We start from the raw sequence: 22,856 nt of genomic DNA on the forward strand, positions 1-22,856 counted from the left end.
GAGGTTTGAAGCAATTTTGTTCAGTGCGAGGCGGCCAGCGCAGGGAATATGTCGATATTTCCCAGCTTGCCAACGAAGCAATGGACAAAATTGGTCAAATCCCGAAGGGACGTCAAAATGGCTTCGATCTCGGGCCAAAGTCCCCTTGGCAACAGAACCACTGTTCCCGGCGGGTCCTTTGGCCCGAGATCTTCGCCATTTTGACGCCTCGAACGTGTATTTGATGGATTCTGACCCTTGACCGCCGCCGACATTTTTGCCGCGATCGGATCGGCATCGGCGCCGCTGACGATTTCGCGCGCGGCCGACGGTTTCCTGCCGCTGCTGCTCGCCGATCTGGCGCGCGCGAGCGACAAAAGGCTCGTCTATGTCGCGACCGACGATGCCGCGATGCAGTCGGTCGCCGACGCCGCGCCCTTCTTTGCGCCCGACCTCATCGTCCACCGCTTCCCGGCGTGGGACTGCCTGCCCTATGACCGCGCCGGACCGTCGATGCGCGTCAGCGCCGACCGGCTTGCCACATTGTCGGCATTGCAGCTCGCGCCGAAGCGTGGCGAACTGATCCTGACCACCGTCGCCGCGATCACGCAGCGCACGCTCACGCCCTTCCGCATCCGCCAGCTCGCGACGACGCTCGCCCCGGGGCAGCGGATCGACCGCGACGCGCTCGCCGAACTGCTCGTGTCGAACGGCTTTAGCCGCGTCGACACGGTTGCCGATCAGGGCGAGTTCGCGGTGCGCGGCGGCATTCTCGACCTGTTCCCGGCGGGCGAGGAAAATGGCCTGCGCGTCGATTTCTTCGGCGACGAGATCGAGAGCATTCGCCGCTTCGACCCCGCCGACCAGCGCAGCCTTGGCCCCGCAAAGGCGCTGCAGTTGCTTCCCGCCAGCGAAACCCTGCTCGACGAGGCGACGATCAAGCGTTTCCGCTCCAGCTATCGCGACCTGTTCGGGGCGCAGGCGACCGGCGACCCGCTGTATCAGGCGGTCAGCGACGGGCGCCGGCAGGCGGGAATGGACCATTGGCTGCCGCTGTTCGAGGAACGGCTGGCGACGCTGTTCGACCATATCGATCCCGCAACCCCGGTGCTGCGCGGCCACCGCACCGAGGCGACCGCCGAGACGCGCTTTGCCGCGATCGCCGATTATCATGCGAACCGTGTCGCCGCCGAGCGCGAATCGCCGGGAAGCTATCGTCCGCTCGCGCCCGAGACGCTGTATCTGACCGAGGCCGAATGGGCCGGGGCAGCCAAAGAGCGCCCGATCCATGTCGTCACGCCCTTCGACGTCCCGCCCGCAGCGACGGTCGTCGACCTCGAAACCTTCGCCGCGCGCGATTTCACGCCCGAACGCACCGCCGACGAGAATGTCTATACGAAGGTCGCCGACCACCTGAGCGATGAGCGCCGCAAGGGACGCAAGACAATCATCGCCAGCTATTCGGGCGGCGCGCGCGAGCGCCTGTCGGGGTTGCTCCGCGACCATGGCGTCACCTCGCTCGCCCCCGTCGACAGCTGGCAGGAGGCGCTCGGCACAGCCTCGGCCGACAGTGGCGGCGCGACCGCGATGGTCGTCCTGCCGCTCGACCATGGCTTTGCCTCCGACGCGATCAGCCTGCTCACCGAGCAGGACATTCTCGGCGAGCGCCTCGTCCGTCGCCAGAAGCGCCGCAAGAGCGCCGACGCCTTCCTCGCCGAACTCGCGACGCTCAGCGTCGGCGACCTTGTCGTCCATCTCGACCATGGCATCGGCCGCTATGAGGGGCTGACGCAGATCCCGGTCGGAAGCAGCCCGCACGACTGCGTCGCGCTCACTTACGCGGGCGGCGACAAGCTCTACGTCCCCGTCGAAAATCTCGATGTCCTCTCGCGCTATGGCGGCGAGAGCGACGGCGTCGGCCTCGACAAACTCGGCGGCGAGGCCTGGCAGCGCCGCAAGGCGCGGATGAAGGAACGCATCCGCGAGATCGCGGGCGAATTGCTCGCGACCGCGGCGCAGCGCGCGCTGCGTTCGGGCGAGTTGCTCGCGCAGGATGCCGCCTATCCCGCCTTCGCCGACCGTTTCCCCTATCAGGAAACCGACGATCAGGACCGCGCGATCGGCGATGTGCTCGCCGACATGGCGTCGGGTCGCCCGATGGACCGGCTCGTCTGCGGCGATGTCGGCTTCGGCAAGACCGAGGTGGCGCTGCGCGCGGCGTTCGTCGCCGCGATGGCGGGAGTGCAGGTCGCGGTCGTCGTGCCGACGACCTTGCTCGCGCGCCAGCATTACACCAATTTCGTCGAACGCTTCAAAGGCTTCCCGATCAACATCGGGCGCCTGTCGCGCCTCGTTCCGGCGGGCGAAGCGCAAAAGACGCGCGACGGCCTTTCAAACGGCCAGATCGATATCGTCGTCGGCACGCACGCCGTCATCGCGAAAGCGGTCGAGTTCAAGAATCTGGGCCTTGTGATCGTCGACGAGGAACAGCGTTTCGGCGTCGTCCACAAGGAACGGCTGAAGCAGCTCAAGACCGACGTCCATGTGCTGACGCTGACCGCGACGCCGATCCCGCGCACGCTGCAGATGGCGATGTCGGGGTTGCGCGAGCTCAGCGTCATCCAGACGCCGCCGGTCGACCGCCTCGCGGTGCGCACCTATGTCGCGCCATGGGATCCGGTGGTGATCCGCGAGGCGCTGCTCCGCGAGCACGATCGCGGCGGGCAGAGCTTCTTCGTCACCCCGCGGATCAAGGACCTGCCGGATATCGAGGAATTCCTGCGCACGCGGGTTCCCGAGATCAAATATGTCGTCGCGCACGGCCAGATGGCGCCGGGCGAGGTCGAGGAGCGCATGAGCGCCTTCTACGACCGCAAATATGACGTGCTCGTCTCGACCACCATCGTCGAAAGCGGGCTCGATATCCCGAGCGCGAACACGCTGATCGTCCACCGCGCCGACCGCTTCGGCCTTGCGCAGCTTTACCAGCTCCGCGGGCGTGTCGGGCGGTCGAAAACGCGCGCTTATGCTTACCTGACGACGATGGAAGGCGGCGCGATCACCGATACCGCCGAAAAGCGGCTCAAGCTGCTCGGCGATCTCGACACGCTGGGCGCGGGGTTCCAGCTTGCGAGCCACGACCTCGACATCCGCGGCGCGGGCAATCTCGTCGGCGACGAGCAATCGGGGCATATCCGCGAGGTCGGCTTCGAGCTGTACCAGTCGATGCTCGAGGAGGCCATTTTGGTGGCCAAGGCCGAGGGCATGGGCGCCGCGCCGCCGCGCGAAGCGCTGTCGCCGGTGATCACGGTCGATGCACCGATCCTGATCCCCGAGGACTATGTTCCCGACCTGCCGCTGCGCATGGCGCTCTATCGCCGACTCAACGAGGCGGGCGACCGCCCGGCGCTCGACGCCTTTGCCGCCGAGATGATCGACCGTTTCGGCCCGCTGCCGCCCGAGACCGCGAACCTCATCCAGCTGATGGAGATCAAGGCGAACGCGAAGCTGGCGGGCATCGCGAAGCTCGACGTCGGCACGAAGGGCGCGCTGATCAGCTTCCACGGCGACCAGTTCGCCAATGTCCCCGGCCTGATTGCCTATGTCGAGCGGCTGAAGGGCCGTGCGCGCATTCGTCCCGACAACAAGCTGTCGATCAGCGGCGACTGGGTGAGCACCGGCGCGCGGCTCAACGGTGCGCTGCAATTGTCCAAGGGGTTGGGGAAGCTCGCGAAGCAGGTCGCCTAGGCTTCCATCAACCCCGGCAGCTGATCCGACGGCACCGGGCCCGACTTCAGGAACCCTTGCCAGGTTGCGACGCCCAGTTCGGACAGCCGTTCGAGCTGGCGCCCATTCTCGATTCCCTCGGCCACCACCAGCAAACCCAGCGCGCGCGCCAGGTCGACGATCGCGCGTACGACGATTCGGTCGCGGTCGCTGCCGTCGATCGTGCGGGTAAAGCCGCTGTCGATCTTGAGATAGTCGATCGGGAGCCGCGCGAGCAGCGACAGGCTGGAATAGCCGGTCCCGAAATCGTCGATCGCGATCGCACAGCCGAGCCGGCGAATCTGCGCCAGCTGTTCGGCCGCGCTCGCCGGATCGCTGAGCATCGCCTGCTCGGTGAGTTCGAGCGTCAACCGGTCGGGGTCGACCTTTGCCGCCTTGGCCATCGCCGCGAACCGCCCGGCGAATTCGGGATCGCCGAGATCGGCGGCGGTGATGTTGAGCGAGACGCGCAGCTTCGCGAGCGCCTTCGGCCAGGTCGCCATTTCGGCGAGCGCGACGCGGTGTGCATGTTCGGTGAGCTCGCATTCGAGCCGCGCCGCACGCGCCGCGGTCACCAGCGGCCCCGCGCCAAGCAGGCCGAGTTCGGGATGCTGCCAGCGGAGCAGCGCCTCGACCCCCGTCATCTCTCCGGTCGCGACGTCATATTGCGGCTGGTAATGGATCACGACCTCGTTCCGCGACAGCGCGGCGTGCACCATCACCCCGTCACGCGCCGATGCCGGCCGCGCCAGCTGGTCGCACGCGGCGCGCAGCTGTTCGGCGACCGATTCGTCGCGCGTGATGAGCGCCGCCGCGATACGGATCGACAGGCGGCCGTTCGGGTCGCCGACGATCGGTTCGGCGAGCGCGACGTGCAGCGCGCGCTCCTGCGCGCGCAACGCGCCGAGCGACATCGGCGTCGCGGGAACGATCAGGAAGCGCGGGCCGTCGAGCCGGTCGACGCACGACCCCTGGCCGAACTCGTCGCTCGCGAAATTTTCGAGCCGGCGGCCGATTTCGTCGAGCACCGAATCGCCCGTTGCGGTTCCCGCGCTGTTGTTGATGCGCGCCATCTGGTCGATCTGGACCAGGATGACGCCGGCGTCGGTATCGTGACGCATGTGCATGGTTTCGAGTTTGCGGGCGCAGGCGGAAAGGGACTCGGACAGGCGATTCATGGCGGTCCCTCTATCAGGCTTTGCTTGCCAAGCGCTTCCCTTTTGCACCACAATATAGGCGTGGCTGCCACATTATCCCAACATGCCGCATCGACGGCCCCCCTGATCGACGGCATTGGCCGGCAAATCAGCTATTTGCGCCTGTCGGTCACCGATCGCTGCGACCTGCGCTGCCGATATTGTATGGCCGAAGACATGACCTTCCTGCCCAAATCGGCGGTGCTCAGCATAGAGGAAATGGGCGAACTTGCCGAGCGCTTCGTTGCGCGCGGTATCCGGCGGATCCGCCTGACCGGCGGCGAGCCGCTGGTGCGGCGCGGGATCGACCTACTCGCCGCGCGCCTCGGCGCGCTGATCGGGCACGGCCTCGACGAACTCACGCTCACCACCAATGCGATGCGGCTCGCCGAACATGCGCCGATGCTGGCCGCGGCAGGGGTGCGACGCATCAACGTCAGCCTCGACACGCTCGACGCCGCCGCCTTTCGCCATATCACGCGCGTCGGCGATCTCGCCGTCGCGCTCGCGGGGATCGATGCGGCGCGCGGTGCGGGGCTGGCGGTCAAGATCAACATGGTCGCGCTCGCCGGGCTCAACGAAGACCAGCTCTTGCCCATGCTCGACTATTGCGCCGCGACGGGCTGCGACCTGACGCTCATCGAAACCATGCCGCTGGGCGAGGTCGAGGCGGATCGCAGCGACCATTATATCCCGCTCCACCATTTCATCGCGCCGCTGCGCGAAGCGCGCGCGATCTACCCGGTCGAAAAACGCACCGGCGGCCCCGCGCGCTATTTCGCGGTCGAGGACAGCCCGGTGACGCTCGGGCTGATCACGCCGCTCAGCGACAATTTCTGCGCGACCTGCAATCGCATCCGCCTGACCGTCGAGGGGCGCGTCTATATGTGCCTTGGGCAGGACGACCATGTCGACCTGCGCGCGGCGCTGCGCGACGGCGGCGATGTCGACGGCTTGATTGATGCCGCTTTGGCTGGCAAACCGCGCGCGCATGACTTTCACATCGAACGAAAGTCCACACCGGCGGTCGCGCGTCATATGAGTGCAACGGGCGGCTGACAGGCCATCCCGTTATTTGCAGGCACGGGGGGAACCGGACCAATATGCATCGCAAGATCGCGCTTGTCGCATCGAACGCGCCCGCCGCCATGGAGGCCGAGGCGGAACTGCGCCCGCTCTACGATTTCGTCGACTTGGCCGAGGCCGACCTGCTGATCGCGCTCGGCGGCGACGGCTTCCTCCTGCACATGCTGCATCAGTTGCTCGACCAGCGGCGCAGCCTGCCCGTGTTCGGGATGAACCGCGGCACGATCGGCTTCCTGATGAACGAGTTTCGCGTCGAAGGGCTGATCGACCGGCTGGCGGCGGCGCGGCCGTTCCTGATCCATCCGCTGTCGGGCGACATCACGACGATCAGCGGCGAGCGGCACATATTGCCCGCGATCAACGAGATTTCGCTGCTGCGCGAAACGCGGCAGGCGGCAAAGCTCGAAGTGATGATCAACGAAAAGACGATGCTCGAGGAACTGGCGTGCGACGGCGTGCTCGTGTCGACGCCCGCCGGATCGACCGCCTATAACCTCAGCGCCAACGGCCCGATCCTGCCGCTCGAATCCGAAATGCTCGCGCTGACGCCGATCAGCCCCTTCCGCCCGCGGCGCTGGCGCGGCGCGCTCGTCCCCGAATCGACGAGCATCCGCTTCAATGTCCGCGAGGCGGCCAAACGCCCCGTCAGCGCCGTCGCCGACCAGCGCGAAATCCGTGACGTGAAGACGGTATTGGTCACCACGGACCGCAGCCGGCCGCTGACTTTGCTGTTCGATCCCGATCAGGGATTGGACGAACGCATCGCGATGGAACAATTTATCGTTTGAGGTGAGCGGGCCGGGGCCGCAACAAATTGTGCCGATACCCTCTTGCAAAATGCTCCGCGCGGCGGCAAAGGGGCCGCCTTGCCCGCCACGGCGGACTGTTCCTCGGTAGCTCAGCGGTAGAGCAATCGACTGTTAATCGATCGGTCGTAGGTTCGAATCCTACCCGGGGAGCCACTTCTTTCCAGACATAGTCGCGATTGCGCCAAGACGCTCCGGCTTGGCTGATTTGCCCCGGCGCTCCGATGTTCGGGCGGTCACGCCGCCATGTCGTAAAGTTCGGCGCCGATCACCGTCACCGCTTCGTGCAGCTTGGCCGCGATCGTCGCCGCCTGCGCCGCGCCGAGCCCGTCGACGGTCACCTCGATCCGCATCATGCCGCGCTCGACCCGCATCGCCATCGCCGAGGGCGTGATCGCGCGCTGCGCGAAAAATCCCGCGACGCGCGGCAAGGAGTGCGGGTCGAGGATCGCGTCGATCCGGAAACGGTGCATCAGGCGGCGACCCGCTCGGCACCGGCGATCACGGCTTCGGCCATTTCGTCGGCGACGACGGCGGGCGAGCGCCCTTCGCGCGCCGCGCGTTCGAGCAATGCCCCGACGCGCGGGCCGATCGCGGCGACGCGCGCTTCGACATCGGCTTCGCTTTCGCCCAGATATTCGGCCGACACATTGATGATACCGCCCGCATTGACGACATAGTCGGGAGCATAGGCGATACCGCGTTCGACCAGCAGCGCCGCGACGTCGGGGCTGGCGAGTTGGTTGTTCGCGGCGCCGCAAACCAGCTTTGCCCTGAGCTTGCCGACCGTTTCATGGCTCAGCGCGCCGCCGAGCGCGCACGGCGCGAAGATGTCGGCCTCGACCGCTGCGATTTCGTCGATGTCGACGACTTCGGCGCCGAGGATCGCGCTGAGGCGGTCGCGGCGCGCCGGATCGGGGTCGGCGATCACCAGATGCGCACCGGCATCGGCGAGACGGCGGCAAAGATCGGCACCGACATTGCCCGTGCCCTGCACCGCTACGGTGAGCCCCTTGAGGTCGCGGCCCAGCGCGAAGTCGGCGGCGACGCGCATCGAATCGAACACGCCCTTCGCGGTCCATGGCGACGGATCGCCGCCGGCGCGGCCCTCGACGGTCGGCAAGCCCGCGACGTGGCGCGAGACGCTGGCAACCTCTTGCATATCGGCGACCGATGTCCCGACATCTTCGGCGGTCACATAAAGCCCGCCGAGATTTTCGACCGCGCGGCCAAAGGCGCGGAACAGCGCGACGCGGTCGAACTCGCCCTCGGGACGCCGCAGCACCGCCTTGGCGCCGCCGAGCGGCAGGCCGGCGAGCGCGTTCTTGTAGCTCATGCCCTCGGCCAGCCGCATCGCATCGCCGAGCGCGTGGCGCATGTCGGGATAGGACCAGAAACGGCAACCGCCCGCCCCCGGCCCGAGCGCCGTCGAGTGAATCGCGATAAAGCCGTCGAGCCCCGCTTCGAGATCGTAAAGGCGCACGCATTCGAGCGGCGGGGCCAAGCGGGCAAGACGGACAACCATGAAACACACTCCTTTGGATGAGGCGGGCATGATCGCATCGAACCGCAGGACGATCTTGCCCCGATTTCGGCCGATCGGGAGCATTTTGGGGATTATCTGTTCTCCTAATTTATAATATGGGGATCAGATGACCGATCTTGATCCATTCGAGATAAAAATCCTCCGCGAATTGCAACGCGACGCGAATCAGACGACGGCCGAGATTGCCGAGCGCGTCGGGCTGTCGGTGTCGCCCTGCTGGCGGCGGATCGACCGGCTCGAACGCGAGGGGTTCATTCGCAAACGCGTCGCGATCGTCGACCGGCGCAAGGTCGGGCTGAACGCCCATGTCTTCGCGCAGGTGAAGCTCAACGCGCACGGCCGCGCCAATCTGGACGAGTTCAGCGCCGCGATCCGCGGTTTCCCCGAAGTGCTCGACGCCTATGTGCTGATGGGAACGACCGACTTCATGCTGCGGATCGTCGCGAAGGACATCGACGCCTATGAAAGCTTCTTTTTCGACCAGCTGAGCAAATTGCCGGGGGTGCAGGAAATCAACTCGACCGTCGCGCTGTCCGAAATCAAGGCGACGACCGAACTGCCGCTTGGCTAGCAGGTCCAGAGGAGCGCGAATGAGCCGCATTCATCCCATTTACGACGCGATGGCGCCGACGATCTTCGAACATATGTCGGGGCTCGCGCGGGCGCATGATGCGATCAACCTCGGGCAGGGTTTTCCCGACGCGCCGCCGTCGCCCGACATGATCGACGCCGCGGCGCGCGCGCTCGCCGAACGGTCGAACCAATATCCGCCGGCGTTCGGGCTGGTCGAGCTGCGCGACGCCATCTGCCAATATTATGCCCGGCGGCAGGGGCTGGACCTGTCGCGCGACCAGGTGATCGTAACCTCGGGCGCGACCGAAGCGCTCGCAGCCGCCCTGCTCGCGCTCGTCGGCCCGGGCGACGAGGTCATCCTCTTCCAGCCCGCCTATGACAGCTATGCGCCGATGATCCGCCGTGCGGGCGGGACGCCGGTGTCGGTCCATCTCAGCCCGCCCGACTGGCGATATGATGCGGAGGCGATCGCGCGGGCGATCACGCCGCGCACGCGCCTGTTGATGTTCAACGACCCGCTCAATCCCGCGGGCAAGGTCGCGAGCGACGCCGAACGCGCGCTGATCGCCGACGCCTGCCGCCGCCACGACCTGATCGCAATCTGCGACGAGGTGTGGGAAGATGTCCGCTTCGACAGCGCGCCCCACCGCTCGCTCTGGTCGCAGCCGGGAATGGCGGAGCGGACGGTCAAGATCGGCTCGGCGGGCAAGATTTTCGGGCTCACGGGATGGAAGACCGGCTGGCTCTGCGCCTCGCCCGACCTCGCGCGCGCGATCGGCCGCGCGCACCAGTTCCTGACCTTCACCACCCCGCCGGCGCTGCAATGGGCGGTCGCCGAGGGGCTGGGGCGCCCCGACGACTGGTTCGCGGCGCAGCGCGCGGTCTGGGCGGGCGCGCGCGACCATCTGGCGCACGGTCTAGAACGCGCGGGTTTCGTCGTCCTGCCGGGCGCCGCGACCTGGTTCCTGTGCGTCGACCTTGTCGCGTCGGGCGTCGCGATCGACGACCGGAGTTTCAGCGAACGCGCGGTGCGCGAGGCGGGTGTCGCCTCGATCCCGGTGTCGGCGCTGTTCGAAGGCGACGGGCCGCGCCATATCCTGCGGCTCTGCTTCACCAAGGACCATGCACTGCTCGATGCCGCGGTCGAACGCCTTGCCCGCTTCCGCGATCAGCTTAAAACGGAAGCGGTCTAGTCCGCCTGCGGGACGCCGAGTTCGGCGAGCAGTGTGTCGCGCAGCGCATCGAAGGCTTCGCCGCCGGCGCGGCGCGGGTGCGGCAGGCGGACGCGCGTATCGTACCCGATCCGCCCTTCCCTCAGCACGAGGATGCGGTCGGCGAGCAGGATCGCCTCCTCGACGTCATGCGTGACGAGCAGAGTGGCGGGGCCGTGCGCCTGGCACAGCTCGCCGATCAGCCGCTGCATCTTGAGCCGCGTCAGCGCGTCGAGCGCGGCAAAAGGCTCGTCGAGCAGCAGCAGGCGCGGCTCGCGTACCAGCGCGCGCGCGAGCGCGGCGCGCTGCGCCTCGCCGCCCGAGAGTGTCGCAGGCCAGGCATCGGTCCGATGGCCCAGCCCGACCTCGGCAAGCGCCGCCTCGGCGCGTTCGCGCGACGCATCCTTGCCGGTGAGGCCGATCACGACATTCTTCCACACGCTCTTCGACTGGACGAGGCGCGGTTCCTGGAACACCACGGTGCGCGCCCCGGGCACCCACGCTTCGCCGCCGTCGGGGGCGTCGAGGCCCGCGAGGATGCGCAGCAGCGTCGTCTTGCCGCTGCCCGACGCGCCGAGCAGCGCAACGAATTCGCCGCTGTGGATCGTCAGGTTCAGGCGGTCGAGAACATTGGTGCCGGTGAAATTGCGGCTGACGTCGCGGACCTCGACCGCGACGGGGCGGTGCGAGAAATCAGGCGCGGCGACGCGCTCGGCGGCGGCGAAGTCGATCGAAAGGACGGCGGTCATCGATAAATCTCCTATCGGATGGCGACACCCGCGCGCCACGGCATGAACAGCCGTTCGAGCGAGCGGACGATCAGGTCGGCGCTGAGGCCGAGCACGGCGTAGGTGGCGATACAGATCAGGATGACGTCGACCTGCTGGTACATTTGCGCGCTGTTGAGCAGGTAACCCAGCCCCGCCGAGGCGTTGATCTGTTCGGCGGCGATCAGCACGAGCACCGAGACGCCGAGCGCGAAGCGCAGCCCGGTGAAAATCTGCGGCAGCGCAAGCGGCAGCACGACCTCGAGGATCAGGCGGCGGCCGCCCAGCCCGAAGCTGCGCATCGCCTCGATCACCTTGCGGTCGACGTTGCGCACCCCGGCATAGGTGTTGAGATACATCGGGAACATCGTCGCGAGTGCAATAAGCAGTAGTTTCGGCGCCTCGCCGATCCCGAACCAGACGATGAACAGCGGGACGAGCGCGAGGAAGGGTATGGTGCGCAGCATCTGGAGCAGCGCGTCGAACAATTCCTCACCGAGTTTCGACAGGCCTGCGATCGTCCCGAGGACCAGTCCGAAGACGATGCCGACCGCACCGCCGACGAGTGCGCGCGTCAGCGACGTGGCGATCTGCGACGCGAGCGCCTGTTCGGTCCAGAGTTGCTGCCACCCGGCGACGAGCCCGGCGGGCGAGGGAAGGATCGACGGATCGATCCACCCCGCGCTCGTCGAGATCGCCCACAGCGCGACGATGATCAGCGGTCCGGTCGCGCGGCGCGCGAAGGAGAAGCGTTCGGACCGGTTTCCCGCCTTGCGGACGACCGGCTGGACGAGCCGGCCGGGGTCGCCCGCAAGCGCAATCGGCGTCGGCGCGTTCACTTCGCCGCCTCCTGCGTCGCGACGATGCCGTCGTAACGCTTGTCGAAGATCTGCGATGCGTCGAGTTTCTTGCGGATCAGCCCTTCCTTGAAGAACAGATCAGCCTCGTCTTGGTGCGCTGCGATGATCGCATCGCCGATCGGGGCATAGCTATAGGGTGTGCGCTGGACGATCTTTTCGGCGATCTTTGCGTCGACATTATAGCGTTTGGCGAGCGCGGGTGCGGCCTTGACCGGGTTCTCGCGCTGCCAGCGCGTCGCCCGTGCCGCGCGTGCGACAAGGTCACCGATCGCCTTCGCTTTCACCGGATCGGCGAGCGCGGCGTCGGACGCGACGAGATAGAAAAAGCCCGGCGTGTTGGGCGGCGCCCCGCTCGCGAGCACGCGGACCTTTCCGGCGTCGAGCGCCTGCGTCAGATAGGGTTCGCCAATCGTGATCGCGTCGGCCGATCCCTTGTCGAGCAAGCCGGTGCCGAAACCCGTTGCCTGCACCGGCTTGATGTCTTTCAGCGACAGGCCTTGTTTGTCGAGCAGCCGCGCGACGAAATAATGGAGCACCGTGCCCTTCATGAACGACACCGACTTGCCCTTGAGGTCGGCGATGCTGCGGATCGGCGAATCGGGTTTGACGACGAGCGCATAGGGCGAACCGCCGCCGTCGACGGTCTTGCTCACCGCGACCACCTTCACCGGGCTGCCCGCTGCCTGCGCAAAGATCAGCGGCGTTTCGGCCATCCAGCCGACGTCGAGCGAGCCGCCGGTCTGCGCCGCGATGATCGGCGGCCCGCCGACGAAATTGGCCCATTCGATCTTGTAATCGGTGGGCTGGCCTTCGCCCGATACGTCGAGCGACGATTTGAGCGCGTGGAGCTGGTCGCCGATCCGGATCGTCGTACAGTCATCGGGGGCGGTGCCGCAGGCGGACAGGGCGAACAGGGCGCCGGCGACGAGCGCGCGCAGCGGAGCAAATGGGCGTGTCATGGAGAATCCTTCGGGGCGCGCAAAAGTACGGCGCGCGGCGGCGGGACGGAGATCGGGCGGATGCGGCATGGGCCGCATCGTCGGCTTCGTCAGGAAGGAGGAAGGGGCAAGTGCATCGTATCACCTCGTCACAGAGGGGAACACGATACCTGGCGCTGTCGCCTGAGCATCGCGCGCTTTAGCCGTTGGTAACGCGGAGCAAGCTGCTTCCCGGTCAAAAGCCGCGAATCCCGAAAACAGGACACCGGTCGGGATCAGGCCGGATAATTCAACTTGATTGGTAGAGTTGTAATCGTCAAGCCTAGTTTCGCTTTCAGGCGGCAAAGCGTCGCTCGGTTCCGCCGGCCGGTCGCTATTCGCGGCCGATGGCGGACGCGCGAAAGTCAGGCGTCATGCCGGGGCAGCAACGGCTGTCGCCGCCGATGATGCCCTCGCGGCCAGCCAGGGGCCGATGCGCCGGATCGCCTCTTCGACCAGATCGGTGGAGACGGCGAAACTGATGCGTATGAAGCCTTTCCCGTCGACCGGATCGAAATCCAGCCCGGGCGCCACGGCCACACCCGTATCGCGCAGCAGCGCTTCGCAGAAGGATAGGCTGTCGCCCGTCAGATGGCCGACGTCGGCGTAGATATAGAAAGCCCCGTCGGGCGGCGCGATCCGCCGCAGCCCCATTTTCGGCAGCGCTTCCAGCAGGAGCTCGCGATTGCGCGCATAGCTGCGGATATGGCCTTCGAGTTCATCGCGGCAGTCGAACGCGATCAGCCCGGCATGCTGGGCGAGCGAGGGCGGCGTCAGGAACAGATTGCCCATCCGCGCCCGCGCGGCGTCGATCAGGCTTTCGGGAACGATCAGCCACCCGAGGCGCCAGCCCGCCATGCTGAAATATTTGGAGAAGCTGTTGACGACCAGCGCATCGGGCGCGTGCTTCAACAGGGTCTCGGTGGGGAGCGTATAGCTCAGCCCATGATAGATTTCGTCCGAGACGAGCGCGATGCCGCGGCGCTTGCAGACCTCGGCGAGCCTGCGCAATTCGTCCGGCGCGATGATCGTGCCCGTGGGGTTGGCCGGGCTCGCGACGATCAGCCCGTCGGGCGCCGGCTCCAGTCGCTCGATCGCATCAGCGGTGATCTGGAACCGCTCGGCTTCGCCGCACGCGAGTTCGACCGGCTCGAGATGGAGCGCCTTCAGCGTATTGCGATAGGCGACATAGCCGGGGCGTGCGAGCGCGACACGCGCGCCGGGCGCAAAGAGGCAGGACAGCGCGAGCACCAGCGCGGGCGAGGCGCCGCAGGTCAGGATGACCTGTTCGGGATCGACGGCGACTCCATAGGCTTCGTCATAATGCGCGGCGATGCGCGCCTTCAGCGCCGGGCTCTCCCAATAGCCCATGCCATCGCTGTCGAGGATGCGATGCGCGGCCGCGATCGCCGCTGCCGGGGCGCCGGTCGAAGGCTGGCCGAACTCCATATGGATCACCGACTGCCCGTCGGCGCGCATCCGATGCGCGAGACGGCTGATCGCGATGGCATGAAAGGGATCGATCTCGACCGGCATGAAAAGCTGCTCCACTCCAATATCGCCACATATGTCGCGCCGGCGCCTGTCGGGCGTTCGCGGACCGAAGCCGACGGTCATACAGGCTCGCGCGACGGCGACAACGCCCTTGCCGCAATTCCGCTCTGTCCTGACCCTGGGTCGATAATCGGGGTGCAACGCGGTCGCCGGCTTGTTAGGAGGGCCCGCGATGCGCAGCGAACCCGATCCCCGGCCGACCACGGCGTTCAAGTCAGCCTAGGTCCGACTATGCGCATCCGGGACTTTCTGCTGCTCGCTGCCGTGTGCCTGATCTGGGCCTTCAACAATGTGCTCAGCAAGATCATCGTCACCCATTGGGCGATTCCGCCGCTTTTCTACGTCACCTTGCGCTTCAGCGTCGTCGCGCTCCTGATGCTGCCCTGGCTGCTGCCGATGCCGCGCCCCGCCTGGCGGATCGTCGCGATCGCGCTGACCCTCGGCGGCGGGAGCTTTGCCCTGCTGTTCGTCGGACTGCGCACGACCTCGCCGTCAGCGGCGGCGATCATCCTGCAACTCGGCGTACCCTTCACGGTCCTGCTGTCGATCCTGCTGCTCGGCGAGCGCATTCACTGGCGCCGCGGGCTCGGCATCGCGCTGACCCTCGCCGGGGTGCTGATCGTGAGCTGGGGGCCGCACGGCGTGTCGCTGTCGTCGGGGCTGTGGTTCGTCGCCGCGAGCGCCTTCGCGGGCGCGGCAGGCGCCGTGCTGATGAAGCAGGTCGACGGGGTGAAGCCGTTTCGCTTTCAGGCTTGGGTCGGGCTTATCTCGGCAAGCGTGCTGGGGCTGATGTCGTTCCTGCTGGAAGGCGGCCAGTGGACTGCGGCCGCGGCGGCGGGATGGCCCTTCATCGCTGCGGTCCTGTTCACGGCGATCGTCGTGTCGATCGGCGCACACTCGATCTATTATTATCTGATCGGCCGGTACGAGGCCAATCTGATCGCCCCGCTCACCTTGATGACGCCGCTGGGGACGATCGGTCTCGGCGTGCTGATCACCCATGATCATTTCGACCTGCGCATGGGCGCCGGCGCCGCGCTCGCGATGCTGGGCGTGCTGATCGTCGCGTTGCGGCGAAAGCCCGCGACCGAATTGCTCGTCGAGCGCGAAATTCGATAGCGGACGGCGAAGGCTGGGCTCCCGAGGAGCCGTTCGACTTCGCCGGACTATTTGCGGCGGTACCGGAAATACCAGACTTCATGGCCCTGCGCGCGCGCCTTGGCCTCATAGCGCGTCTCGGGCCAGCCGCCGGGGCGGACCTCGAAATCGCGCGCATCCTTCGCCTGCCATTCGAACTGGTGCCGGTGGCGGCGCATCACCATCAGCGCGTGCTGCAGATAGACGGGATGATCGGTCCCGAAACGGAACTCGCCGCCGGGCTTCAGCTTCGCCGCGATCAGGTCGAGCGGCCCGTCGTTCATCATCCGCCGCTTCGCGTGGCGTGCCTTGGGCCAGGGGTCGGGGTGGAGCAGATAGGCGAAGGAGAGCGCGCCATCGGGAATCCGCCGTAGCACTTCGAGCGCATCGCCATGGTGAATGCGGACATTGCCGAGCGGCAAGCTCGCGCCATGATCGCCCGCGACATGGACCAGTGCCTGTGCGACACCGTTGATGAAGGGTTCGGCGCCGATGAAGCCATGATCGGGCAGCATGTCGGCGCGCCCCGCCATATGTTCGCCGCCGCCGAAACCGATTTCGAAATGGAGCGAGCACTCCTGCCCGAACAGGCGCTCCGCAGTCACGTCGCCCTCGGCCGGCACCGCGATCTGCGGCAACAGCGTGTCGACCAGATCTTGCTGGCCCGCGCGCAGGGGCTTGCCCTTGGAGCGGCCATAGAGGCGGTTGAGCGTGGTCGGGTCGCCGGGTTTATGTGCAGTCATGGCGCGCGCGTTAGCGCGGCCGGGCCGCGGGCGAAAGGGCGCTATTTCGCTTTCGCACCGCTGTCGATCTGAATCTGGCGCTTGTCCCCCCATGTAGCGACGGTCGCACGGACGCGGCCCGCGTTGACGATTTCCATCGCGCGCTGCGGCGAGGGCAGCCGGTCTTGCGACGCGAAGTTGAGATCCTGCGCCGCCATATGGAGGGTTACGCCGAAGCGCTCGCCCTTGCCCTTGGCGCCCGTCAGGAGACCGCCGACCGACGGCCCGACCCATATGCCGATGCCATTGTCACCGGCGGCGAGCAGATAGGCATCGCTGGCGCCGCCGGCACGATAGGCCGCCTTGTTCCCGTCGAGTCCGCTGTCCCGGCACCATTGCACCTGTACCGGTTGGCGTTTTCCTTCTCCGGCTGCCGCGGATGTGATCGCCGCGGTGAGCGCGTCCTGAATCGCGTCGCCGGACGCATCCTTCGACTTGCCCCTGAACGTCAACGTGTCGGTGCAAGCCGTCACGGGCAGCGCCGCGGGCGCCGCTTCCACATCTTTCGGCCAGACGATTTCGGCGAGCCAGCCGTCCATCGCCCGCGCCAGTTCGGCCGGGCTCTTGTCGCGCGAGGTTGCGCGCAGCTTCACATACCAGTCACCGACCGGAAGGAGCGCGATGCCCGTGCTCGAATAGCCTTGGTCGGCGGTCGTCGCATAGACGGTCTTGAGGCCGCTTGCCGTACCTTGACCCGGCGGCGTGAAAGCTTCGGGTGCGATGGCGAGCTTTGCGCCCTGGAATATTCCTCGATTTTCGATCGACCATTGCGCCTGCGCCATCCAGACGGGGACGCCACCATTGGTGTTGCGAAAAATATAGAAGGACAGAAAGTCGCGCGCGTCGTCGGGTTCGAAGCTGAGGCCGAGGTCGAGTTCGTGGGGCGCATAGGTTCGCGCCGCGGTCAGCGCATTGCCGCCGAGCGTCGCGGGAACGGCGATGCCGCTATGCTTGTGGGTCCATGGTTTGCCGGCCTCGACCGCAAGCTCGCCCTGCGCCCAAGCAGGGGTGGTCGTCGCAAGCACGAGCGCCGAAAAAACGCCAAAAACAGAAAATCTTGCCATATCCCGCCTCCCCGATCCGGCAGTCTGACTGTCAGATCGGGGTGACGATTTCAAGTTGCCCGGCGGCGTCAGGCGGCGAGCGCGGCCTTCAGCTTGTCGACGAGGTCGGTGCGTTCCCAAGGGAAAGCGTCGCCTTCGGCGGTGCGGCCGAAATGGCCGTAGGCTGCGGTCTGCTTGTAGATCGGCTTGTTGAGGCCGAGGTGGGTGCGGATGCCCTTCGGCGTCAGGCGCACGAGCTGCGGGATCGCGGCTTCGATACGGCTTTCCTCGACAGTGCCCGTGCCGTGCAGGTCGACATAGATCGACAGCGGCTCGGCAACGCCGATCGCGTAGGAGAGCTGGATCGTGCAGCGGCGCGCGAGACCCGCGGCGACGATATTCTTGGCGAGATAGCGCGTGATATAGGCCGCCGAACGGTCGACCTTGGTCGGGTCCTTGCCGCTGAACGCGCCGCCGCCGTGCGGGCTGGCGCCGCCATAGGTGTCGACGATGATCTTGCGTCCGGTCAGACCCGCGTCGCCGTCGGGGCCCCCGATTTCGAAACGACCCGTGGGGTTGATGTGATAGACGGTGTTCGCGGTGAGCAGCTCGGCCGGGAGCACGTCGGCGATCACGCCGAGCACATATTTGCGCAGCTCGGTATATTTGGCTTCGTCACCCTCGCCATTGTGGAAGAAATAGCCCGGCGCATGCTGCGTCGACACGACGATCGCGGTCGCCTCGACCGGGCGTTCGTTGGCATAACGCAGCGTGACCTGGCTCTTGGTGTCGGGCTCGAGGAAGGGCGCGGTGCCCGCCTTGCGGTCGGCCGCCATGCGCTCGAGGATCTTGTGGCTGTAATCGAGCGTCGCGGGCATCAGGTCGGGGGTCTCGTCCGACGCATAGCCGAACATGATGCCCTGGTCGCCGGCGCCTTCGTCCTTGTCGCCGCTTTCGTCGACGCCCTGCGCGATATGCGCCGACTGGCCGTGCAGATTGTTTTCGAAACGGAAGGTCTTCCAGTGGAAACCGTCCTGTTCGTAACCGATTTCGCGCACCGTGTTGCGAACCGTCGCTTCGATTTCCTCGAGCGCGCCCGGCGCCCATTCGTCATTCTCGAACACGCCCTTGCAACGGATTTCGCCGGCCAGCACGACGAGTTGCGTCGTGGTCAGCGTTTCGCACGCGACGCGCGCCTCGGGATCCTTCGACAGGAACAGGTCGACGATCGAATCGCTGATCTGGTCCGACACCTTGTCGGGATGTCCTTCGGACACGCTTTCGGAGGTGAAGAGGAAGCTGTTGCGCATGGGGACCTTCTTTTGGGATCGAATATAAAGGAAACTTTATGTCGCGGGTGCTGTTAGCGCCCGCGCCGCCGGTTTGCAATGGCGAGCGCGAGCAGCAGCAGGCCGAATGCGACCGGCAGCGCGTTCCCGAAACGCGCGAAGAGGGTGGGCGCGTGCGCGGGCGGGAGCGTCATGTCGATCCGCCCGGCGCTGTGCATAGGAAGCGAGCGGAGGATGTGTCCGTCGGCATCGATCACCGCGCTGATTCCCGTCGGCGTTGCGCGGACAACTGGAAGCCCCTCCTCGATCGCACGCAGCTGTGCCTGCGCCAGATGTTGCGGCGGTCCCCACGCGCCGAACCAGGCGTCGTTCGAGGGGTTGAAGATGAAGTCGGGACGATGGGCGCGATCGACGACCTGGCCCGAAAAGATGATCTCGTAACAGATTTGCAGCCCGACATTCAGCGCGGGGCGTCCCAGCGAAACCATCTCGCGCAGAGACTTTTCGGCGGCGCTCGCGTTGGCCGGAAGCGACGGTTCGCGAACTTCGGGAAGCGCCAGCGTCCGCGGCCCCGGCCCCGGCCAGAAATCGATATCGCCGGGCGCAAGACGCGACAGGCCGATCGCCGACAATATCGGGCGCATCGGCAGATATTCGCCATAGGGAACGAGGTGCGATTTGTCGTAGCGCGGGCCGAGCGAACCGTCCGAATGGACGGTCATCACGGCATTGCGCGCGCCGACGATGTCGCCCGTCTTGTCGACCTCCAGCTTCAGCGCGCCAAGCAGCATCAGGTCATCGGGGTTCATCAGCTCGATCAGCCGCGCGCGCGCCTCGGCGGGCGAGCGGTCGTAATAGACGGCGGGATAGCCGGTCTCGAGATAGTCGGGGACCGCCGCCTCGGGCCACAGGATCAGCCGCGGCCTCGGATCGTCCGAGGTCGTCAGCCGCGCGAGCTTGGCGAAGTTCGCATCGGCCTTTTCGCCGACCCACTTGTCCTGCTGGCCGACGTTCGGCTGGACGACTGTGATTTGCGGGGCCGAAGCGCGGGCCGGATGAACGTCCGACCGACCCGCTCCGAAGCCCGCGACAAGCATCACGGTGCCGCCAATGAACAGGATGCCGAGCAGCGCCGCAAAGCCGACCGTGTCGAAATCCTTGAGGGGCGCGCCGTAAAGCTCATCCTTCAGGCGGGGGTCGTCGATCCCGCGCCTCTTGAACGAACGCAGGATGAAATGTTCGCCGATCCCGACAGCGATCAGCCCCGACCACAATATCACGACGCCGCTGACGCCATAAGTGCCGATGAACTGGAGATATTCCTTGCCGAGGATACCGCTCAAATTTCCGGCCATCGTGATTGCCGAAAGCGGATTCCACGCAAAGCCCGTGAATATCCACGATCGCAACCATTCGGTGATCGCCCAGAAAGCGGCGAAGCTCAGGGCATAGGACAGGGTAACAGGGACGAAGGGTATTCGTCGCAGCGTTCCCGGCGCCTTCTTTAGCGGATTCGCAGGTCCGCCGAGCAGCCGCAGCGTCCACGCGAACCACGCGGTCATCGCCGGATAGACTGCAAGATAGAGCGCCAGCAACACGACCGCGATCCAGCCCAGCCAGGCGGGCATGGCGGCCTGATAGGTAAAGGCCGTCGCAATCCAGTTGAGCCCGACCGTGAAATGGCCGACGCCGAAGGCCCAGCCGATCCCGAACGCTCCGGCGCTGCGTGTCGCGCGCGCAGAGAGCATCATCCATCCGCCGAACGCGAGCAAAGTCAGCGGCCAAAGGTGAAAAGGCGCAAATCCGGTTGCGGAGACGGCACCCAGCAACAGGGCGCTGAGCTTGGGCCAGCGAAGGGCGAAAGCGGCGATGCGGGAAAGAGGCGCGGTCACGCGCGAGGTCTTAGCCGCGCGGCGGCGTGGCGACAATCGGCCTTGCGCGATTGGCATGAGCGCAAAATAAGAGGGGCGGCCCGTTCAGGTGCCGCCCCAGTTAGTGGATCCGTCGGGGAGAGGGAGAGACGGTCCGGAGATTGGTAGTCAGTCTGTCTTAGCGCGACGCCATCTGGCTGTCGGTTTCGACTTCGGCGACGCCGGCGATCTTCAGCGCGGCGCGGAACTGCTTGGCGGCGGCGCGTTCGTTGCCCGCTTCGCACAGCTTCTTGCCGGTCGAAACAAAGCGCTTCGCGCTGGCCTGCTTGCCCGCTTCGGCACCGGCCGCGGCAACATGTGCCTGTTCGGCGAGGCCCGAGCAGCGATAGTCGCTGGCCGACTGGGCGTAAGCCGGGGTGGTCGAAGCCATCAGGCCGGCGAAGGCGAGGCCCGAAGCGGCGACGATGGCGAAGGCGGTCGGAAAGCGGCGGAAAGAGGAGAGCTGATAGGACATGGGAGAGGTTTCCTTTCGTTTCGTTGTGCAACCTTTATAGGCGCGCTTGCGCACTTAGATAATCCTCTATAATCTGCAAGTGCCTTGAAGCAGGATTTAACAATCCCCCATGGGGTGCTCGACGGGATCGAAGCTTTCCTGCGTGTCGCGGAAAGGCGGAGCTTTTCCGCCGCCGCCGCCGACCTCGGCGTCTCCCCCTCAGCGATCAGCCAGACAATCAAAGGCCTCGAAGCCCGCGTCGGCTCGCCCTTGTTCATGCGGACAACACGCAGCGTCGGGCTGACGCAGGCGGGCGAGATGTTCCTCGAGCGCGCGGCGCCCGCCTATGCCGGGCTGGGCGACGCCTATGAAGCCGCACGCAATCTCGGCAACCGGCCCGCGGGACGGCTGCGTATCAACCTGATGCGCGGCGCGGTCCAGCCGCTGTTCGAGCCGATCATCGCGGGCTTTTGCGAAACCTATCCCGAGATCGAACTGGAAATCTATGCCGAGGACGCGCTGGCCGACCTCAGCGCCGGCGGGTTCGACGCCGGGGTCCGGATGGGCGAATCGCTCGACGCCGACGTGATCGCCGTGCGGCTGACGGGCCCCTTCCGCTTCGTCGCCGTCGCGACGCCCGGCTATCTGGAAAAGCACGGGCGCCCGCAAAGCCCCGACGAGCTGCGGAGCCATCGCTGCGTGCGGATGCGCATGGGGAGCGGCGCGCTGATGCCCTGGACCTTCGAAAAGGGAAATCGCGAGATCGAGGTCGCGGTGACGGGCCCGGTGATCGTCAACGACTTCACGGCGATGATGGTCGCCGTGCACGCCGGGGTCGCGATGGGCATGACCGCCGAACCGGTAGTCAAGGCGCTGGTGGCGTTGGGCCAGCTCGAACTGGTGCTGTCCGATTTCGCCTGCTCGACCTCGGGGCTTTTCCTCTATTATCCCAGCCGCAAGCAGGTGATGCCAAAACTGCGCGCCTTCATCGATTATGTGCGCGATTACCTTCCCGACGACGTCACCGGCTGACGCGGTGGCGGTTCGATCGGGCGCATAAACAAATCCCTTTGCCGCCAGCAGAAAAATTGGGCTGGCGCGTGGCGGGGAATCCCGGCAGCAGGTTCTCAATTAAAAGGGTTGGGATGACATATGACTGAACTTGCGGCCATCGACTTCACCGCACTCCTGCCGTTCGTCCTGATCGGTTTTGCCGCGCAGCTCGTCGACGGCGCGCTCGGCATGGCCTTTGGCGTCATCTGCAACACCCTGCTCGTCGCAGTGCTGGGCGTGCCCCCCGCGACCGCATCGGCGCGCATCCATGTCGTCGAAATCTTCACGACCGGCGCGTCGGGGCTCAGCCATCTATTCCATCGCAACATCGACTGGCCGCTGTTCTGGCGCCTGCTGATCCCGGGTGTCATCGGCGGCGTGCTCGGCGCTTATGTCCTCACGTCGCTCCACGCCGATGTCGTGAAGCCCTTCGTGCTCGGTTATCTGGTGCTGATCGGCATATGGCTGCTTGTTCGCGGCCTGCTCTATCCGCCCAAGATCGCAAAGCCCAAGGTGGTCGGGCCGCTCGCGGTCGTCGGCGGCTTTCTCGACGCCGCCGGCGGCGGCGGCTGGGGGCCGGTCGTGACCTCGAACCTGCTCGTCCAGGGCGGCGAACCGCGCAAGGTCGTCGGCACGGTGAACAGTGTCGAATTCTTCCTCGCGGTAGCGGTGTCGATCGCCTTTATCGCAAACCTCGGCTTCGAGGAAATCCTCGGCCCGACGCTCGGCCTGATCATCGGCGGCGTCGTCGCCGCGCCGATCGGTGCGATGATGGCCAAGCGCTTCTCGCCCAAGCTGATGCTGGTGATGGTCGGGATCGTGCTGACCGCGACGAGCGCCTTCGGCCTGTACCGCGCGCTTCTCTGAC

The 22,856-nt window shown here is 66.3% G+C and carries 20 protein-coding genes and 1 tRNA gene; 9 read left to right on the forward strand and 12 right to left on the reverse strand.

The annotated features are described in order from the left end of the window. Positions 1 to 237 precede the first annotated feature (237 nt). The gene (gene mfd, locus VGU00_RS03775; RefSeq protein ID WP_327465629.1) at positions 238 to 3,726 is read left to right on the forward strand and encodes a transcription-repair coupling factor; all 3,489 of its coding nucleotides are present in this window, start codon (positions 238 to 240) and stop codon (positions 3,724 to 3,726) included. Here mfd and VGU00_RS03780 read toward each other — a convergent pair. After that, positions 3,723 to 4,922: a GGDEF domain-containing phosphodiesterase gene (locus VGU00_RS03780; RefSeq protein ID WP_327465631.1), complete on the reverse strand. Its 1,200-nt coding sequence runs from the start codon at positions 4,920 to 4,922 to the stop codon at positions 3,723 to 3,725. The two genes, mfd and VGU00_RS03780, sit on opposite strands and share 4 nt — an antisense overlap. A gap of 54 nt (positions 4,923 to 4,976) precedes the next feature. Between VGU00_RS03780 and moaA the strand changes: the two genes are divergently transcribed. The 3 genes from moaA to VGU00_RS03795 all read left to right on the forward strand — a co-directional run bounded on the left by moaA (position 4,977) and on the right by VGU00_RS03795 (position 6,988). Then, positions 4,977 to 5,999: a GTP 3',8-cyclase MoaA gene (gene moaA, locus VGU00_RS03785; protein WP_414713493.1), complete on the forward strand. Its 1,023-nt coding sequence runs from the start codon at positions 4,977 to 4,979 to the stop codon at positions 5,997 to 5,999. Positions 6,000 to 6,043: 44 nt separating this feature from the next. Continuing rightward, the gene (locus VGU00_RS03790) at positions 6,044 to 6,814 is read left to right on the forward strand and encodes an NAD kinase (protein WP_093509056.1); all 771 of its coding nucleotides are present in this window, start codon (positions 6,044 to 6,046) and stop codon (positions 6,812 to 6,814) included. 99 nt (positions 6,815 to 6,913) lie between these two features. Then, positions 6,914 to 6,988 (forward strand) — tRNA-Asn (locus tag VGU00_RS03795). 80 nt (positions 6,989 to 7,068) lie between these two features. Here the strand turns inward: VGU00_RS03795 and VGU00_RS03800 are convergent. After that, positions 7,069 to 7,305, reverse strand: coding sequence for a hypothetical protein (locus tag VGU00_RS03800; RefSeq protein WP_327465638.1), 237 nt, complete (start codon positions 7,303 to 7,305; stop codon positions 7,069 to 7,071). After that, complete coding sequence (locus VGU00_RS03805; RefSeq protein WP_327465640.1) at positions 7,305 to 8,357, reverse strand: Leu/Phe/Val dehydrogenase; 1,053 nt, start codon at positions 8,355 to 8,357, stop codon at positions 7,305 to 7,307. The genes VGU00_RS03800 and VGU00_RS03805 overlap by 1 nt, the downstream gene beginning before the upstream one ends. Positions 8,358 to 8,484: 127 nt before the next feature. Here VGU00_RS03805 and VGU00_RS03810 point away from each other — a divergent pair, with 127 nt between their 5' ends. Both VGU00_RS03810 and VGU00_RS03815 read left to right on the forward strand, forming a co-directional pair. Continuing rightward, on the forward strand, positions 8,485 to 8,949 hold the full coding sequence (locus VGU00_RS03810) for an Lrp/AsnC family transcriptional regulator (protein WP_327465642.1): 465 nt from the start codon (positions 8,485 to 8,487) through the stop codon (positions 8,947 to 8,949). Between the two features lie 19 nt (positions 8,950 to 8,968). Beyond that, complete coding sequence (locus VGU00_RS03815) at positions 8,969 to 10,144, forward strand: aminotransferase (RefSeq protein WP_327465644.1); 1,176 nt, start codon at positions 8,969 to 8,971, stop codon at positions 10,142 to 10,144. Here VGU00_RS03815 and VGU00_RS03820 read toward each other — a convergent pair. The 4 genes from VGU00_RS03820 to VGU00_RS03835 all read right to left on the reverse strand — a co-directional run bounded on the left by VGU00_RS03820 (position 10,141) and on the right by VGU00_RS03835 (position 14,302). Then, on the reverse strand, positions 10,141 to 10,911 hold the full coding sequence (locus VGU00_RS03820) for an ABC transporter ATP-binding protein (RefSeq protein WP_327465646.1): 771 nt from the start codon (positions 10,909 to 10,911) through the stop codon (positions 10,141 to 10,143). The two genes, VGU00_RS03815 and VGU00_RS03820, sit on opposite strands and share 4 nt — an antisense overlap. An 11-nt stretch (positions 10,912 to 10,922) precedes the next feature. Continuing rightward, positions 10,923 to 11,768, reverse strand: coding sequence for an ABC transporter permease (locus tag VGU00_RS03825; RefSeq protein WP_327465648.1), 846 nt, complete (start codon positions 11,766 to 11,768; stop codon positions 10,923 to 10,925). Next, positions 11,765 to 12,748 (reverse strand): aliphatic sulfonate ABC transporter substrate-binding protein, encoded by a 984-nt coding sequence (locus VGU00_RS03830; RefSeq protein WP_327465650.1) that lies wholly within the window; start codon positions 12,746 to 12,748, stop codon positions 11,765 to 11,767. The genes VGU00_RS03825 and VGU00_RS03830 overlap by 4 nt, the downstream gene beginning before the upstream one ends. Positions 12,749 to 13,138: 390 nt before the next feature. Next, positions 13,139 to 14,302 (reverse strand): aminotransferase class I/II-fold pyridoxal phosphate-dependent enzyme, encoded by a 1,164-nt coding sequence (locus VGU00_RS03835; protein ID WP_327465783.1) that lies wholly within the window; start codon positions 14,300 to 14,302, stop codon positions 13,139 to 13,141. Positions 14,303 to 14,551: 249 nt separating this feature from the next. On the opposite strand from VGU00_RS03835, the gene VGU00_RS03840 reads away from it, so the two are divergent. Beyond that, positions 14,552 to 15,439: a DMT family transporter gene (locus tag VGU00_RS03840; RefSeq protein WP_327465652.1), complete on the forward strand. Its 888-nt coding sequence runs from the start codon at positions 14,552 to 14,554 to the stop codon at positions 15,437 to 15,439. Positions 15,440 to 15,486: 47 nt separating this feature from the next. On the opposite strand, the gene trmB is transcribed toward VGU00_RS03840, so the two are convergent. From trmB to VGU00_RS03865, 5 genes are all read right to left on the reverse strand, one after another. Then, on the reverse strand, positions 15,487 to 16,200 hold the full coding sequence (trmB, locus tag VGU00_RS03845) for a tRNA (guanine(46)-N(7))-methyltransferase TrmB (RefSeq protein WP_327465654.1): 714 nt from the start codon (positions 16,198 to 16,200) through the stop codon (positions 15,487 to 15,489). 41 nt (positions 16,201 to 16,241) lie between these two features. After that, entirely contained in the window at positions 16,242 to 17,303 is a 1,062-nt protein-coding gene (locus VGU00_RS03850) for a hypothetical protein (RefSeq protein WP_327465656.1), read from the reverse strand. A 68-nt stretch (positions 17,304 to 17,371) separates the two neighbouring features. Next, entirely contained in the window at positions 17,372 to 18,592 is a 1,221-nt protein-coding gene (metK, locus tag VGU00_RS03855; RefSeq protein ID WP_327465658.1) for a methionine adenosyltransferase, read from the reverse strand. A 53-nt stretch (positions 18,593 to 18,645) separates the two neighbouring features. Beyond that, positions 18,646 to 20,463 carry an apolipoprotein N-acyltransferase gene (lnt, locus tag VGU00_RS03860; protein WP_327465660.1) on the reverse strand — a complete coding sequence of 606 codons (1,818 nt, stop codon included), beginning with the start codon at positions 20,461 to 20,463 and terminating at the stop codon, positions 18,646 to 18,648. Between the two features lie 157 nt (positions 20,464 to 20,620). After that, positions 20,621 to 20,956 (reverse strand): hypothetical protein, encoded by a 336-nt coding sequence (locus tag VGU00_RS03865; protein WP_327465662.1) that lies wholly within the window; start codon positions 20,954 to 20,956, stop codon positions 20,621 to 20,623. Positions 20,957 to 21,070: 114 nt separating this feature from the next. Between VGU00_RS03865 and VGU00_RS03870 the strand changes: the two genes are divergently transcribed. Both VGU00_RS03870 and VGU00_RS03875 read left to right on the forward strand, forming a co-directional pair. Next, positions 21,071 to 21,967, forward strand: a complete 897-nt coding sequence (locus VGU00_RS03870) for a LysR family transcriptional regulator (RefSeq protein ID WP_327465664.1) — start codon at positions 21,071 to 21,073, stop codon at positions 21,965 to 21,967. A gap of 120 nt (positions 21,968 to 22,087) precedes the next feature. Further along, positions 22,088 to 22,855, forward strand: coding sequence for a sulfite exporter TauE/SafE family protein (locus tag VGU00_RS03875; RefSeq protein WP_327465666.1), 768 nt, complete (start codon positions 22,088 to 22,090; stop codon positions 22,853 to 22,855). Position 22,856: the final 1 nt, after the last annotated feature.

The sequence above is a fragment of the Sphingopyxis sp. genome (assembly GCF_035944815.1).
In the GTDB taxonomy this organism is placed as follows: domain Bacteria; phylum Pseudomonadota; class Alphaproteobacteria; order Sphingomonadales; family Sphingomonadaceae; genus Sphingopyxis.